12 protein-coding genes and 1 pseudogene are annotated in these 15,268 nt (G+C 56.2%); 5 read left to right on the top strand and 8 right to left on the bottom strand.

Going from position 1 to position 15,268, the window contains the following annotated elements:
- Nucleotides 1-10 precede the first annotated feature (10 nt).
- The 3 genes from OGX81_RS21505 to OGX81_RS21495 are packed head-to-tail and all read left to right on the top strand — an operon-like array spanning nucleotide 11 to nucleotide 2,558.
- Nucleotides 11-691, top strand: coding sequence for a D-lyxose/D-mannose isomerase (locus OGX81_RS21505; protein ID WP_024130824.1), 681 nt, complete (start codon nucleotides 11-13; stop codon nucleotides 689-691).
- A gap of 14 nt (nucleotides 692-705) precedes the next feature.
- Nucleotides 706-1,566: a ketose 1,6-bisphosphate aldolase gene (locus tag OGX81_RS21500; RefSeq protein ID WP_071257242.1), complete on the top strand. Its 861-nt coding sequence runs from the start codon at nucleotides 706-708 to the stop codon at nucleotides 1,564-1,566.
- Nucleotides 1,563-2,558: a carbohydrate kinase family protein gene (locus OGX81_RS21495; protein WP_110123656.1), complete on the top strand. Its 996-nt coding sequence runs from the start codon at nucleotides 1,563-1,565 to the stop codon at nucleotides 2,556-2,558. The genes OGX81_RS21500 and OGX81_RS21495 overlap by 4 nt, the downstream gene beginning before the upstream one ends.
- A gap of 68 nt (nucleotides 2,559-2,626) precedes the next feature.
- Here OGX81_RS21495 and OGX81_RS21490 read toward each other — a convergent pair whose 3' ends face one another.
- Nucleotides 2,627-3,358, bottom strand: a complete 732-nt coding sequence (locus OGX81_RS21490; protein WP_012134571.1) for a response regulator transcription factor — start codon at nucleotides 3,356-3,358, stop codon at nucleotides 2,627-2,629.
- A 289-nt stretch (nucleotides 3,359-3,647) separates the two neighbouring features.
- Here OGX81_RS21490 and fdhF point away from each other — a divergent pair, with 289 nt between their 5' ends.
- Together fdhF and yjcO are read left to right on the top strand one after the other, a co-directional pair.
- A complete protein-coding gene (gene fdhF / locus OGX81_RS21485; RefSeq protein WP_077956844.1) occupies nucleotides 3,648-5,795 on the top strand; it encodes a formate dehydrogenase subunit alpha in 2,148 nt (715 codons plus the stop codon).
- 182 nt (nucleotides 5,796-5,977) lie between these two features.
- Entirely contained in the window at nucleotides 5,978-6,667 is a 690-nt protein-coding gene (yjcO, locus tag OGX81_RS21480) for a Sel1 family TPR-like repeat protein YjcO (RefSeq protein ID WP_012134575.1), read from the top strand.
- A 103-nt stretch (nucleotides 6,668-6,770) separates the two neighbouring features.
- On the opposite strand, the gene gltP is transcribed toward yjcO, so the two are convergent.
- The 7 genes and pseudogenes from gltP to nrfA form a co-directional block, all read right to left on the bottom strand.
- Entirely contained in the window at nucleotides 6,771-8,084 is a 1,314-nt protein-coding gene (gltP, locus tag OGX81_RS21475; protein WP_024130825.1) for a glutamate/aspartate:proton symporter GltP, read from the bottom strand.
- Between the two features lie 346 nt (nucleotides 8,085-8,430).
- Entirely contained in the window at nucleotides 8,431-9,132 is a 702-nt protein-coding gene (nrfG, locus tag OGX81_RS21470; protein ID WP_373561846.1) for a heme lyase NrfEFG subunit NrfG, read from the bottom strand.
- A pseudogene (gene nrfF / locus OGX81_RS21465) lies at nucleotides 9,133-11,344 on the bottom strand (heme lyase NrfEFG subunit NrfF).
- Nucleotides 11,345-11,362: 18 nt separating this feature from the next.
- Nucleotides 11,363-12,319, bottom strand: coding sequence for a cytochrome c nitrite reductase subunit NrfD (nrfD, locus tag OGX81_RS21460; protein ID WP_060815986.1), 957 nt, complete (start codon nucleotides 12,317-12,319; stop codon nucleotides 11,363-11,365).
- Nucleotides 12,316-12,987: a cytochrome c nitrite reductase Fe-S protein gene (gene nrfC, locus OGX81_RS21455; protein WP_012134582.1), complete on the bottom strand. Its 672-nt coding sequence runs from the start codon at nucleotides 12,985-12,987 to the stop codon at nucleotides 12,316-12,318. Before nrfC ends, nrfD begins: the two co-directional genes overlap by 4 nt.
- The gene (gene nrfB / locus OGX81_RS21450) at nucleotides 12,984-13,550 is read right to left on the bottom strand and encodes a cytochrome c nitrite reductase pentaheme subunit (RefSeq protein WP_024130827.1); all 567 of its coding nucleotides are present in this window, start codon (nucleotides 13,548-13,550) and stop codon (nucleotides 12,984-12,986) included. The genes nrfC and nrfB overlap by 4 nt, the downstream gene beginning before the upstream one ends.
- A gap of 46 nt (nucleotides 13,551-13,596) precedes the next feature.
- Nucleotides 13,597-15,033 carry an ammonia-forming nitrite reductase cytochrome c552 subunit gene (gene nrfA, locus OGX81_RS21445; protein WP_012134584.1) on the bottom strand — a complete coding sequence of 479 codons (1,437 nt, stop codon included), beginning with the start codon at nucleotides 15,031-15,033 and terminating at the stop codon, nucleotides 13,597-13,599.
- Between the last annotated feature and the right edge of the window lie 235 nt (nucleotides 15,034-15,268).

Here is a 15,268-nt window from a genome sequence, read left to right as displayed (position 1 = left end):
AATTCTTTCAATGAAACGCTCCGAAATAAACGAAATTCTCGGCCACACGCGGCAATTCTTTTCCATGCATGACGTCCACCTGCCGCCTTTCGCCAGCTTTGCCCCATCGCAATGGCGTCAGCTTGATGCCGCCTGGAGCGAAGTATTCGATCTCAGGCTCGGCTGGGATGTTACCGCGTTCGGCGGGACAGATTTTGCCGCTCAGGGACTGACGCTGTTTACCCTGCGCAACGGCTCGCCCAAAGGTATGCCTTATGAGAAATGCTACGCGGAAAAAATCATGCATGTGCGCGACGCGCAGGTTACGCCGATGCATTTCCACTGGCGCAAACGTGAAGACATTATCAATCGCGGCGGCGGTAATTTAATCGTTGAGCTGTGGAACGCCGACTCCCGGGACCAGACCGACAATACCGACGTCACCATTGTGATAGACGGCTGTCGACAGACCCATGCGGCAGGCAGCCAGCTGCGCCTTTCGCCAGGAGAAAGCATTTGCCTGACGCCGGGCCTGTATCACAGCTTCTGGGCGGAAAAAGGGTTTGGCGACGTGCTGGTCGGCGAAGTTTCTTCCGTCAATGACGATGACCATGACAACCATTTTCTCCAGCCGATCGCCCGCTATAACGACATTGAAGAAGATGAACCGGCGCAACTGGTGTTGTGTAACGAGTACCGCCTGTTCTGCTGAACAAGGAGCACATTATGCCGTTGATTTCTCTTGCCGATGGACTCGACCATGCCCGCAAGCATCGCTATGCGCTGGGGGCGTTTAACGTTCTGGATTCCCACTTTTTACGCGCGCTGTTCGCCGCCGCCAGGCAGGAACGCTCGCCGTTTATCATTAACATTGCCGAAGTCCATTTTAAGTATGTTTCGCTGGACTCGCTGGTCGAAGCGGTAAAATTCGAAGCCGCCCGACACGATATTCCGGTGGTGCTTAACCTCGACCACGGGCTGCATTTTGAATCCGTGGTGCGGGCGTTACGTCTGGGCTTCAGCTCGGTAATGTTTGATGGTTCCACGCTGGAGTATGAGGAAAACATCCGCCAGACCCGGGAAGTGGTGAAGATGTGCCACGCCGTTGGCGTGTCGGTAGAGGCGGAACTTGGCGCGGTTGGCGGCGATGAGGGCGGCGCGCTGTATGGTCATGCCGACGAATCGCTGTTTACCGATCCGCAGCTGGCGCGCGATTTTGTTGACCGCACCGGTATTGATGCCCTGGCCGTCGCCATCGGCAACGCTCACGGCAAATATAAAGGCGAGCCCAAACTCGATTTCCCACGTCTGGACGCCATTCGCCAGCAAACGGCGCTACCGCTGGTGCTGCACGGCGGTTCCGGCATCAGCAATGAGGATTTTCGTCGCGCCATTACGCTGGGCATTCACAAAATCAATTTCTACACCGGTATGTCGCAGGCTGCGCTGGCGGCGGTGGAATCACGGATGACTAACCGCCAGCCGCTGTATGATGAGTTCGCCGAACTGCTGCTGGGCATTGAAGAAGCGATTACCGATACGGTATCGGAACAGATGCGCATTTTTGGCAGCGCGGGGCAGATCTGATGGAACGTAAAGGCATTATCGCGGCGGGCAATATGCTGGTCGACCATGTGCACCAAATCGTACAGTGGCCGGAGCGCGGCTGGCTGGCGGAAATCACCCATAGCGAACGTTCGACGGGCGGCGCGCCGCTTAATGTCCTGCTGACGCTGGCAAAGATGCACACCGGGCTGCCGTTACAGGCTGTGGGATTAATCGGCCAGGACGCCGACGGAGACTACATTATGGCGATGCTGGAGCAGTATCACGTCAATCGCCAGCATGTCCAGCGCACCACGTTTGCCCCCACGTCGATGTCGCAGGTGATGACCGATCCCAGCGGGCAGCGCACCTTTTTCCACTCCCCCGGCGCTAACCGTCTGTTGGATCTGCCCGCGTTCGATGAGCTTGATGCCTCGATGAAGATTTTCCACCTGGGCTATCTGCTGCTGCTCGACAGTCTGGATATGCCGGATGATGACTACGGCACCCGCAGCGCACGGCTGATGGCGCAGATGCATGAGGAGGGCTTTGAGACTTCGCTGGATCTGGTGTCCCGCAAAGGCGATCCGCGCTATCAGCCGCTGGTTTTGCCCGCGCTACGCCATCTGGATTATCTGGTGATCAACGAGCTGGAGGCCGGGGAGTTCAGCGGTCTGGAGATCCGCCAGCCCAACGGCGAACCGCATATTCCGCACATCGCCGCAGCCGCCCGCGAATTGCTGGATGCAGGCGTCCGCCAGCGGGTGGTGATTCATTGCCCGGAAGGCGCCTGGGGCGAAACGCCGGATCAGCCTGGCGTCTGGATACCATCGCAAAAGCTGGAGCAGAGGGAGATAGTCGGTAGCGTTGGCGCGGGAGATGCGTTCTGCGCCGGTTTTTTGTATGGCTGCCACGAAGCATGGCCGCTGGCCGAGAGCATTAAGCTGGCGCACACCTGCGCGCGGGTCAGCCTGCTGTGCGCCAATGCGATTGATGGCGCGAAAACGCTTGAGGAGTTACGAACGCTTTTGTAGCCAGTTCGCCTGATGGCGCTGCGCTTATCAGGCCTACAAATACGCCGCCATCCGGCAACTGCGCCTGATTACGCGGCTTTATCGTGGTGCTGCACATCGGCGGCAAAAACATACCCGAGGCCGCGCAGGGTTTTGATCAACGTCGGCTGATGCGGATTGATTTCAATTTTGCGGCGCAGACGCATAATCAACACGTCAATGGTGCGATCAAACACCTCAACGCTGTCGCTGTGCGTTAATTCCAGCAACTGCTCACGGCTGAGCACCCGACGGGCGTTTTGCGCCAGCGCCAGCAGCAAACTGTATTCCCCCTGGGTGAGATCCACCGCCTGCTGCTGCGGATTGTGCAACTGACAGCGCGCGGTATCCAGATGCCAGCCATTGAAAGAGAGGCCAGACGTCTGCACGCTTCCGCCTTCGGCGATCAGCACGCCAACCCGACGGAGTACGGCTTTCATTCGCGCCACCACCACGCGCGGGTTAAACGGTTTGCTGATGTAGTCATCAGCGCCCATCTCCAGCCCGACCACCACATCCGACTCGCTCCCCAGCCCCGTGAGCATCACCACCGGCAGCGTAGGCCTGATCTTCTGTACCTGCTGCAACACCATCAAACCGTTCGTGTCGGGCAGCATCATATCCAGCAACACCAGCGCAATCTCCGGCTGGGTTTCGACGCACGCCAGCGCAGCCTGCCCGGTATGGCAGACCGTCACCGCAAAAACGTGCTCGTTCAGGACATCCTGCAACAATGCGCAGACCGCCGCGTCATCATCCACGACCAGTATGGCTGGTTTCATCACCCTTCCCCATTTCACATCCCCTACAGATGAGTGTGATTGATTCTGCCCGGAGTGACAGATATTGCGCAGCAGGAGATGCAGGAAACATAACCCTGGTCACACTGCCGGGCCGTCACTGCTTTTCCTGTTCGTCACGTCAAAACTGACGACAGCCTGTTTTTCGTCAGGGTTTTGACCAAATTTTACCCGTAATATCAGGGAAAGACCCCAATAAAAACATGGCATAAAAGATGCATAATGAGGCCGACAGCGCGTATGCGCGATTTGATTAACTGGAGCGAGACCGATGAAAAAAGTCGTCACGGTTTGCCCGTATTGCGCATCAGGTTGCAAAATCAACCTGGTGGTCGATAACGGCAAAATCGTCCGGGCAGAGGCGGCGCAGGGGAAAACCAATCAGGGTACTCTGTGTCTGAAGGGCTACTATGGCTGGGATTTTATTAACGATACCCAGATCCTGACCCCGCGCCTGAAAACCCCTATGATTCGTCGCCAGCGTGGCGGCAAACTGGAATCCGTTTCCTGGGATGAAGCGCTGAACTACGTCGCCGATCGCCTGAGCGCCATCAAAGCGAAGTATGGCCCGGACGCCATCCAGACGACCGGTTCGTCTCGCGGCACAGGTAACGAAACCAACTATGTAATGCAAAAATTCGCGCGCGCCGTTATTGGTACCAATAACGTTGACTGCTGCGCTCGCGTCTGACACGGCCCATCGGTTGCAGGTCTGCACCAGTCGGTCGGTAACGGCGCAATGAGTAATGCGATTAACGAAATTGATAACACCGATTTAGTGTTTATCTTCGGCTACAACCCGGCGGATTCCCACCCTATCGTGGCGAATCATGTGATTAACGCTAAACGCAACGGCGCGAAAATTATCGTCTGCGATCCGCGCAAAATTGAAACCGCGCGCATTGCCGACATCCACATCGCGTTGAGAAACGGCTCGAATATCGCGCTGCTCAACGCTATGGGTCATGTCATTATTGAAGAAAATCTGTACGACCAGGCGTTCGTCGCCTCCCGTACTGAAGGCTTTGAAGAGTACCGTAAGATTGTCGAAGGCTACACGCCGGAATCCGTTGAGGATATCACCGGCGTGAGCGCGCACGATATTCGCAAGGCGGCGCGTATGTACGCCGAAGCGAAAAGCGCCGCAATCCTGTGGGGCATGGGCGTGACCCAGTTCTATCAGGGCGTGGAAACCGTGCGTTCGCTGACCAGTCTCGCCATGCTGACCGGCAACCTCGGTAAGCCAAGCGTGGGCGTAAACCCGGTTCGCGGCCAGAACAACGTTCAGGGCGCATGTGACATGGGCGCGCTGCCGGATACCTATCCGGGCTATCAGTACGTGAAAGACCCGGCTAACCGCGAAAAATTCGCCAAAGCCTGGGGCGTGGAAAGCCTGCCAGCGCATACCGGCTATCGCATCAGCGAACTGCCACACCGTGCTGCGCATGGCGAAGTTCGCGCGGCGTACATTATGGGTGAAGATCCGCTGCAAACCGATGCGGAACTCTCTGCGGTGCGCAAAGGGTTTGAAGACCTGGAACTGGTCATCGTGCAGGACATCTTTATGACCAAAACCGCGTCGGCGGCGGATGTTATCTTACCGTCTACGTCGTGGGGCGAGCATGAAGGGGTGTTTACCGCTGCTGACCGTGGTTTCCAGCGCTTCTTTAAAGCCGTTGAACCGAAGTGGGATCTGAAAACGGACTGGCAAATCATCAGTGAAATCGCCACCCGTATGGGCTACCCGATGCACTACAACAACACCCAGGAGATCTGGGATGAGTTGCGTCATCTGTGCCCGGATTTTTACGGGGCGACTTACGAGAAGATGGGCGAGCTGGGCTTCATTCAGTGGCCTTGCCGCGACACGTCGGATGCCGATCAGGGGACGTCTTATCTCTTCAAAGAGAAGTTCGACACCCCGAACGGTCTGGCGCAGTTCTTCACCTGCGACTGGGTCGCACCGATCGACAAACTCACCGAAGAGTACCCGATGGTGCTGTCTACGGTGCGTGAAGTCGGCCACTACTCGTGTCGCTCGATGACCGGGAACTGTGCCGCGCTGGCGGCGCTGGCGGATGAGCCTGGCTATGCGCAAATCAACACGGCCGACGCCGCGCGTCTGGGCATTGAAGATGAAGCGCTGGTCTGGGTTCATTCACGTAAAGGCAAAATTATCACCCGTGCGCAGGTCAGCGATCGTCCGAACAAAGGGGCGATTTACATGACCTACCAGTGGTGGATTGGCGCCTGTAACGAGCTGGTGACGGAGAACTTAAGCCCGATTACCAAAACGCCGGAGTACAAGTACTGCGCCGTGCGCGTCGAGCCGATCGCCGATCAGCGCGCCGCCGAGCAGTATGTGATTGATGAATACAGCAAGTTGAAAACCCGTCTGCGCGAAAGCGCAATGGGGTAATCTGCCGAATGGCGGCATGAGAATGCCTTATCCGGCCTACGACCTGTTTCCACTGTCGGCCTGATAAGATGCGTGAGCATCGCCATCAGACATTTTCCTTGCAACAGCCTCCGCCGGAGGCTGTTTTTTTATCCATACGATCTCTTTATACTGTCTACTCCGTACCCTAAATAAAACTCAAAATGAAACCACTTCTTGCATTGATGTTCTTAATGACATTCTTTGCCCATGCCACCGATACTGAGCCTGGCAGCCAGTATCTGAAGGCGGCGGAGGGCGGAGACCGACGCGCACAGTATTTCCTTGCCGATACCTGGTTCAGTTCCGGCGATCTCAGCAAGGCCGAATACTGGGCGCAAAAAGCCGCAGACAACGGTGATGCGGATGCCTGCGCATTGCTGGCGCAAATCAAAATCACCAACCCCGTCAGTCTGGATTATCCGCAGGCTAAAACGCTGGCCGAAAAAGCGGCACAAGCGGGCAGCAAAGCCGGAGAAATCACTCTGGCGCGCATTCTGGTCAACACCCAGGCGGGGACGCCTGACTATCCAAAAGCTATTTCACTGTTGCAAAACGCCTCAGAAAACCTGGAGAGCGATTCTGCCGCCGATGCGCAGATGCTGCTCGGGCTGATTTATGCCAACGGCGTGGGCATTCCTGCCGATGACGATAAGGCGACCTGGTATTTCAAACGCAGTTCCGCCATTTCCCGTACCGGCTACTCCGAATACTGGGCCGGAATGTTGTTCTTAAACGGCGAACAGGGCTTTATTGAGAAGAATAAACAGAAGGCGCTGCACTGGTTGAATCTGAGCTGTACGGAAGGGTTTGATACCGGCTGCGAAGAGTTTGATAAGTTAACCAACGGGTGAATGTAATATTGCCGGATGGCGGCGCAAGCGCCTTATCCGGCCTACAGACCACAGCTTCCCGTAGGCCGGATAAGCGTAGCGCCATCCGGCAATCTGTCATGAATTACTGATTCGCGGTCTTATCAAATTTGCCCAATACCTCGCGCTCATACGCCAGCGCTTTCTTACGGTCAAACTTGTGTTCCCACTTGGCGATAACCAGCACCGCCAGCGCATTACCCACCACGTTCAGCGCGGTACGCGCCATATCGAGGATACGGTCAACACCGGCGATAAACGCCAGCCCTTCCAGCGGAATGCCCACGCTACCCAGCGTCGCCAGCAGCACCACGAAGGAAACGCCCGGCACGCCCGCAATCCCTTTCGAGGTGACCATCAGCGTCAGCACCAGTATGATTTCCTGCCACAGCGACAGGTCGATACCGTACAGCTGCGCGATAAAGATCGCCGCAATACTCTGGTACAGCGTTGAGCCATCAAGGTTGAAGGAGTACCCGGTCGGCACCACAAAGCTGGTGATCGACGCCGGAGCGCCATAGGCCTCCATCTTCTCGATAATGCGCGGTAGCACGCTCTCTGAACTGGCCGTGGAGTAAGCCAGAATCAGTTCATCTTTCAGGATACGAATCAGAATCCAGACGCTCAGACCGCACAGACGCGCCACGATGCCCAACACCACCAGCGCGAAGAACAGAATCGCGAAGTGTACCAGCAGCACCAGTTTCGCCAGCGGCCACAGCGACGCAAAACCAAAGTTCGCCACGGTCACGGCGATCAGCGCAAACACCCCAACCGGCGCGTAACGCATCACCATGTGGGTCACTTTAAACATGGTTTCTGAGATGGAGCGGAACACGGTGACCAGCGGTTCACGGTGAGTCGCAGGCAGGGAAGACAGACCCAGGCCAAACAGCACCGAGAAGAAGATAATCGGCAGCATGTCGCCCTTCGCCATCGACGCGACAATATTGGTCGGAACCAGTGACAAAATCGTGCCCATCAAACCGTGCGCATGGCTTTGTACTTCTGCCGTCGTGCTTTGGTATTTCGAAATATCCACGGTCGCCAGTTGCGACATATCAATCCCGGAACCGGGTTGAAACACGTTCGCCAGTGTAATACCGAGGATAATGGCGACGGTCGTGATCACTTCGAAATAGATAATGGTTTTGGCACCGATACGTCCTAACTGTTTCGCATCGCCGACACCGGCAATACCGACAATCAGAGTGGAAATAACAATCGGAACGACGATCATTTTGATCAGATGGATAAAGATATCACCCGCCGGTGACAGCAGGTTGGCAACCAGCCATTCGCGGCTGTCGCTGTGATAATGCAGATAACTGCCCAGAAGAATACCCAGCACCATGGCCAGCAAAATCTGCCAGGCCAGGCTGATTTTCAAGTTTTTCATAACAACAGACTTCCTCAATGAAGCGCCGTTCTGCATTCAAAAAAGGATGAGAACAGTACATACTGAAAGGGTATGAATTGTGTTGCGTTCGTTTGTGGAGTTTTTTAACGCGCATAATCAGTACCATTTGCATGGCATACTGCGCAACCCTTTCAGAACAGGGCATCTAACTGATTTTATGCATAATAACGCGAGTTTATCGCGATCATCATGAATAACTATTTGTTATGGAAAGATTTTTATTTCCTCAAAAACGAATAATACCTTTCTGGAATTATTTTAACGCCACCGTTCATTCGCTTACTTTTTAAACAGCAAAAACGACACAAATCACAAAAAAACAAAATTATTTCTGACGATTCTGCAACAACTTCGCCATATTAATAGCGTCAATGAGTTGCACGCGATTAACCCTTGGCGAGTTCAAATCCAGTAATTTTTGCCAGAATGCGATGGCCTGCACATAATCAGCCTGCATAAACGCATCAGCGGCCAGCAGCATTAACGCGGTGACTTCCGAAGCATCAAGCGCCAGCGCTTTATCGATCATTTCACGCGTTTCCGGCGTCATATGCTGCCCGGACTGGTAATAGCGCACCGTCGCCAGCGCCGAATAGATCTCCGCGTTCTCTCCCCGCAGGCGCAGCGCCTGCTGATACGCCAGCAGAGCATTGTCATAGGCATTACGCCAGAGGTAGTACTCGCCCAGCGTCGCCCACTGCGCGCTGTCCTGCGGGTTTGCGCGAATCGCCGCCTGCAACGTCAGCAACTGCTTTTCCGCCGTCGGTTCATCGGTAAACGCCCGCAGCGGATCGGCCAGACGCTGCTGTTCCTGGCGAACGGCCTGCCATTTTGACGACACCAGATAGCCGCCGACGCAAGCCATCACCATGACGATCGCAACGGCCAGCAGCGCTTTCACCGGCAGCGGGCGCGACGGCGCGTCCGAAGCCACAGGCTCCGCCAAATCATGATGCAATTCCTGTTGTAGCTGCGCCTGGCGCTGGCTGTGACGCAGCAGCAGTACGCTCACCTGATGCAGACTCATTCACTCCCCCTCCTCTTTACGCTGACGCGCTATCACTCGCCACAGCGCCACGCCCACCAGCAGCAACAGCAGGAAAGGCAGCGCCCACAGCAGCAACGTTTGCCCGGTTAGCGCCGGGTTGTAGAGGACAAACTCACCGTAGCGTTCGGTCATCCAGGCGGTGATTTCCTCTTCGCTTTTACCTTCCGCCACCATGGTATAGACCTGATGGCGCATACTGACCGCTACCGGCGCGTTGGATTCCAGCAAGTTTTGATTCTGGCACTGCGGGCAGCGCAGCTGGCTGGCAATAAATAGTGATTTTTCCTGCTGTTGCGCGTTTTCAAAGCGCCAGGTGTCCACAACCTGGGCATGCGTCGCAAAGGTGATGAAAAACAAAATGATAGCCAAGAGTAAACCTATTCTGCCGGATGGCGCTGCGCTTATCTGGCCTACCATGTGTTGCGCACCCCGTACGCCGCCATCCGGCAACACGTTGATTAATTTACTCATCACGCTTCCTCCCACGCCAGCCGCTGAGCGCCGCGCCTGCAATCATCAACAGCCCTCCGCCCCAGATCCAGCGCACGCCGGTCTGGACATACAGGCGCATGGCATAGCGATCCTGCCCGGTTTTTTCGCCCATCACCGCATACCAGTCATGCAGCAGATTCCAGCGAATCCCCGGCTCCATCATCTGCTGACGGCGCGCCGCGTAAAAACGCCGCTCTGGCGTGACGCGCCCGATGTGCCGTTTATCCTGCTCAATGGCGATCTGCGCCTTCTCGGTGGTGTAATTGCCTTTCGCCTCCAGATCGAGACGTTCAAAACGAAACGTGTAGCCTGCCAGTTCCACCTGCTCTCCGGGGCGCAGATTAAGGCTGATTTCATGCCGACTGCCGCTGGAGAAAATAATCCCGGCGGCGACAATCAGTACGCCAGTATGCGCCAGCAGCGCCGGAAGCTGGCGGCGCACAGACACTCTCCGGCTTCTGATTGTCGCCAGTACGATAACTAACAGCATCAGCAGCCCAAACGGCAGCGTGGCGCGATTAAAATAGGGCGCGCCGACGGAGAGTCGCCCCCAGCCGAACAGGCCGTAAATCATCGGATAGAGCGTCCCGATAAGCACAATCAGCAGCACGGCGCTAAAAAGCAGCAGCGCGGCCAGAATCATCATCTCACGCGACCAACTGCCAAAACGCGCATTCTGGCGGACTTGCTGGCCTCGCCACGCGTACAACCCGAGCGACGCCAGGCTCAACACGGTAAACAGCGCGAACAGCGGCACCGCACGCACGTTATCCAGCGCAAAGGCATGGACAGAAACCAGAATGCCGGAGCGCACAATCAGCGTGCCCAGCAGGGATAAAATCAGCGTCAGAATCGCCAGCAGCAAAGACCAGTGGCGGAAGATGCCGCGCTGGCGGGAAACGAACAGGCTGTGCAGTAGCGCGCTGGCGGAAAGCCAGGGTAATAAAGAAGCGTTTTCCACTGGGTCCCAGAACCACCAGCCGCCCCAGCCCAGTTCGCAGTACGCCCACCACGACCCGAGAATGATGCCCAGCGTCAGCGCGCACCAGCCGGGGAGCGCCCAGCGCCAGCAGACCCAGGCGGTGGCCGCGCTAAAGCCGCCGCGCAGCAATGACGCCAGCGCAACGCCCGCTGCGACCATCAGGCCGCCATAGCCCAGATAAAGCAGCGGTGGATGGAGAATCAGCCCCAGGTGTTGCAGCATCGGATTGAGATCGCGCCCCTCAATCGCGGGCGGAAAGATACGCACAAACGGGTCCGACCAGACCACGACAAACAGCAGCAGCAGGGCGGTCATCATCGACAGAATACAGAGCGTTAGCGGAAAGAGCGCATCGCGCTCGCCTTTGCAACGCCAGGCGAACAGCGCGCTCCAGCCGGAAAGGAACAGCACCCACAGCAGCAGCGATCCTTCATGACCGCCCCACACCGCCGCCAGTTTTAATCCCCACGGCAGCAGGCTGTAGCTATGCTGTGCAACGTAGACAACCGAAAAATCGCTGGTAAGAAAGCAGAAAACCAGAATAGCGAACGCCAGTAATAACAGCGCGAATTGCGCCAGGACGCCGATTATCGCCAGACGTCTGATGCCCTGCCAGCGCTGGCGCAACCCCACCAGCGTGGCAAGTGGGGTCAACACGTTGACCCCAAGACTCAGCAGTAATGCCAGAAAACCGGCTTCAGGAAGGAATACGTCCAGAGATCACCCTGCCTAAGCTCACGCGACCGTTAGCTGTCCCGCATAAAGAATGAAAAAGCGCAGCAGCAGGACACCGGTCAGGCTGGCGCCGCATACCGCCAGCACGCCGTGAAACGTCGAACCGCGATTCGCCCACGGCTTCAGCAGCATTGGCACAATCAGCCCCAGCCCCGCGACGCCAAGCCAGAACCACCATGTCCAGAATCCGCCGCCCAGCGCCGCAGTCAGCGAGCGCATTTTGCCGTCATCGCCCAACGCCAGCCCAACGAAGAACGCCGCCAGCAGGAAGATTTCCAGCCAGACGACCGGCGTTTCCATGCGATGCACAAAATGCGCTTCAGTGCTGTGCGGATTGCTGCGATGACGCAAGGCCATCGCAATCAGCGCCACCGCCGCCCCGGAAGAGATCCCCGAGAACAGGAACAGCACCGGCAGGATCGGGTTATTAAGGAACGGATAGGACTTCAGCGCCGACAGCAGGAAGCCGGTATACGCCCCCAGCAGTACCGCCAGCACCAGCATTACCGTCTCAAGCAGGCGATGGAACGGCGTCAGCAGCGTCAACGCTTTCTGCACCATCCCCAGACGCGGCAACCAGCGCTGTTGCAGGGCAAGCACTTCTTTTTCAAAGATTTTCGCCAGCCACAGAACCAGCACCACCATATAGAGCTGGAACAGCATGACGCCCATCGACATCACTGACGTGAAGCTGTAGTGGAACATCAGTTTCCAGAAGGTCCACGGGCGCGTCAGGTGAAAGATCAGGATCAGCAGGCCAAGAATAATTGCCCCCGGCCCCACCACCAGCGTCGTACGCAGCAGCGTGCTGTCCGCCCCGCCCGCTTCCGGGTGAATGCGGCGCAGCAAAATAGCCAGCGTCACTAACCCGGCAGAAATACCAATCAGAAACAGATAGATGGCGATGGGCCAGTCCCACACCAGCGATTCAAAATGGAAAGCAGAAGCGTGCGTCATTGGCTCACCTCCCCAAATTTAAAGGGAACGCGGTAGACCTTCGGTTTCGTACCCAGCGCCAGCTTGTAGCGGTAGGTGGTTTTCTGCCGCAGCAGACGAGAGATGTCGCTGTTGGGATCGTCCAGGTTGCCAAACGTCAGCGCCTTTGTCGGGCAGGACTCGACGCAGGCGGGCAACTTACCCGCTTTCAGGTTGGTTTTCCGGCAGAAATCGCACTTATCCGCCGTCTTGCTGACCGGATGGATAAAGCGTACGCGATAAGGACACGCCGCAATGCAATACTGGCAGCCGACGCACAGATCCGGGTTCACATCAACGATACCGCTGGCGGCATCGCGGAATGACGCCCCGGTCGGGCAAACGTCGACGCAGGGCGCATGATCGCAGTGCTGGCACGAATGACGGAAGAATTGATACTTCACGTCAGGAAACGTCCCCTGCGGCTCGCTGCGGATAATCGTCAGACGCGACACGCCCTCCGGCACCTGGTTCACTTCCCGACAGGCATCCATACAGGCGGTACAGCCGATGCATAATGACTCATCATGCACCATGCCGTAACGCACGCCGTTGATATTCAACGTTTTCGCCACCACGCGTCCTGCTGTTCCGCTGACCGCCACCAGCGCGCCGACGCGGGTGATAAACTGGCGACGAGAGCAACTCATGGATGCTCCTTAAGCAAGGGAACGGACGCCGGGTTAAAGTGCGGATTGGTGCGCTGATCGCTGTGGCAATCGACGCAAATCTTAATCCGTCCTTTCTCATTGAGCGTCTGCATCGTATCTTGCTGTGGATGCAGCGAGTGACAGCTGGCGCACGCCACTTTGGTCACATGGACATCATGCGGCCAGAACGCTTTTTGCAGCTGCTCAGGCAGGTGGCAGGACATACAGACGCTGTTCTGCTGCTCTACCGTATACATCGGGTCGTTAAAGCGCATCACATCTTTCACCCCTTCGCGGTGTTTAGGCGATGGCTGACCGTGACAGTTGGTGCACGTAACCGGCAGCTTGTTGTTCGGGTTAACGACAGAAGCGTGCTTACCGTGCATACCCTCGGTATCCGGCTTGTGGCAATCCAGACAAGCAGCATCTGGATTACGCTGCTGGGTGACCGTCCAGCGTTGCTCTGAGTCCTGCGGCGTTGGGGTAGCGGTTATCCCACACAGGCTCCAGAACAGACCTGACGCCAGCACCCCAGCAGTTAATAACGAACGTAATACGCTCATATTCACTCCGTTGAGTTATCCGCCTCTTACGAGGCGGAATGTGGGGTTATTGGCTTAACAGACCGTTTTTACGCGCCTGATCTTCCCATTGCGGAATCACCGTCTTGATGAAGTCCTGCTTCTCGGCGTTGATTTGCTGCATGTTCAAACCAATCGCTTTCTGGGCTTTCTCTTTGGTGGAGATATCCGGCAGCGGGATTTCATGAGTGATGCCTTTACTGCCCAGCAGGCGCACCAGTTTGGTACGGGCATCCGCCGCTTTATCCATCGCGCCGCCCAGCATACGCAGACCTTCATCCGGGGCATGCATATGGATGCCGTGCGAGGCAATCGCCAGATCCCAGCGCCACTGCGCATGACGGATATCGTCCAGAATCGGTTTCATTTCCGCTTCTGTCGCGCCCGCATCCCACGCCGCTTTCGCTTCGAAATGCGCGTGTACTAACTGATCTTCAACCTTGATTTTCAGGTCATGAATGGCCTGTTTACGCTCAGCAACCACTTTTTGCAGGGAGGCTTTATCCTGGGTGTGGCAGTTGGCGCAGGTCTGGGCGAAGTTATCAAACGGGTTGCCAATCTTATGGTCGGTGTAAAGTTTGCCTTCGGCGTTCTGCACTTTCGGCATGTGACAATCAATACAGGTCACGTTGTTCTTGCCGTGAATGCCCACGCTCCAGGTTTCATATTCCGGGTGCTGTGCTTTCAGCATTGGCGTTTTCGACAGCGGGTTTGTCCAGTCAGAGAAGGCGATGGCGTCGTAATATTTCTCCATATCCTCGACTTTTGTTCCCTCGTCCCACGGGAATTTGACGGCTTTGTTTTTACCGTCAAAGTAGTACTCCACATGGCACTGCCCGCACACCATAGATTGCTGGTCAAAACGGCTGGCTTTATCAAACGGTTTGCCGATGGTTTCCATCGCGCGCTCGGCATAAGGACGGGAGAGCGTTAACGCCGGTTTGCCTTTGGCGAAATCGTCTGAGGCGGTGTTATGGCAGTCGGCGCAGCCCAGGGCATTGACGATTTCCGGGCCGCCGCGCGCCCATTTACCGTGGAAGTAGCCATCTTCGCCATCTTTCTGGATCAGACGCGCCACATCCGGGCTTTTACAGCTCCAGCAGGCCATCGGCAATGGGCCATCTTCGGCATTTTTCGGTGCGCCGGTACGCAGAGTTTCACGCACATCGGTAACCGCATAAGCGTGCCCGCGCGGCTTATTGTAGTCACGCGAGAAGGGGTATCCCGCCCACAGGATCACCAGACGCGGGTCTTCTGCCAGCGCATCTTCACGCGTTGACTGTTCTGACGTCGCTTTCCATGAGAGATATTGATCGGGATGCTGAGGGGCGAAGGTTTCATTCTTCGCTTCAACGGTGACGGTCTTTGCGGGAACGGACGTTTGTTCAGCGTATACAGAGGAAATGAAAAAAAACGGTAATATCAGGCTGAAGAAACGGCGTGCGCGTAATATTGTCCTTGCCATAGAGGTCTCATCCAGATTGCGCCATTGCCTTCAATGGCGGTTCTTTATTTTGTTTTTCCACAACAGCAACCGCACGAATACTGTCATGACATTGCTCCCCTCTATGTGTAACAAAAAACCCCATTAAAAATGTTGTCTTTAATCAATTGTAAGTGCATGTAAAATACCACTTTAGAGTTATACGCCCCTCCTTAAACCTACTCCTTTCGTTAGCATTCGACGCGGATCACTTTTT

The sequence above is a fragment of the Citrobacter sp. CK206 genome, from assembly GCF_030333125.1.
GTDB lineage: Bacteria > Pseudomonadota > Gammaproteobacteria > Enterobacterales > Enterobacteriaceae > Citrobacter_B > Citrobacter_B koseri.
The sequence above is the reverse complement of the archived record's forward strand: the minus strand, read 5'-3'. Positions and strand labels throughout refer to the sequence as shown.

Coding starts and splice junctions, on each gene's coding strand:
- gltP (WP_024130825.1), bottom strand. CDS start 8,084: ATGAAAAACTTGAAAATCAGCCTGGCCTGGCAGATTTTGCTGGCCATG.
- OGX81_RS21490 (WP_012134571.1), bottom strand. CDS start 3,358: ATGAAACCAGCCATACTGGTCGTGGATGATGACGCGGCGGTCTGCGCA.
- nrfD (WP_060815986.1), bottom strand. CDS start 12,319: ATGACGCACGCTTCTGCTTTCCATTTTGAATCGCTGGTGTGGGACTGG.
- OGX81_RS21500 (WP_071257242.1), top strand. CDS start 706: ATGCCGTTGATTTCTCTTGCCGATGGACTCGACCATGCCCGCAAGCAT.
- nrfG (WP_373561846.1), bottom strand. CDS start 9,132: ATGAGTCTGCATCAGGTGAGCGTACTGCTGCTGCGTCACAGCCAGCGC.
- nrfA (WP_012134584.1), bottom strand. CDS start 15,033: ATGGCAAGGACAATATTACGCGCACGCCGTTTCTTCAGCCTGATATTA.
- nrfB (WP_024130827.1), bottom strand. CDS start 13,550: ATGAGCGTATTACGTTCGTTATTAACTGCTGGGGTGCTGGCGTCAGGT.
- yjcO (WP_012134575.1), top strand. CDS start 5,978: ATGAAACCACTTCTTGCATTGATGTTCTTAATGACATTCTTTGCCCAT.
- OGX81_RS21505 (WP_024130824.1), top strand. CDS start 11: ATGAAACGCTCCGAAATAAACGAAATTCTCGGCCACACGCGGCAATTC.
- nrfC (WP_012134582.1), bottom strand. CDS start 12,987: ATGAGTTGCTCTCGTCGCCAGTTTATCACCCGCGTCGGCGCGCTGGTG.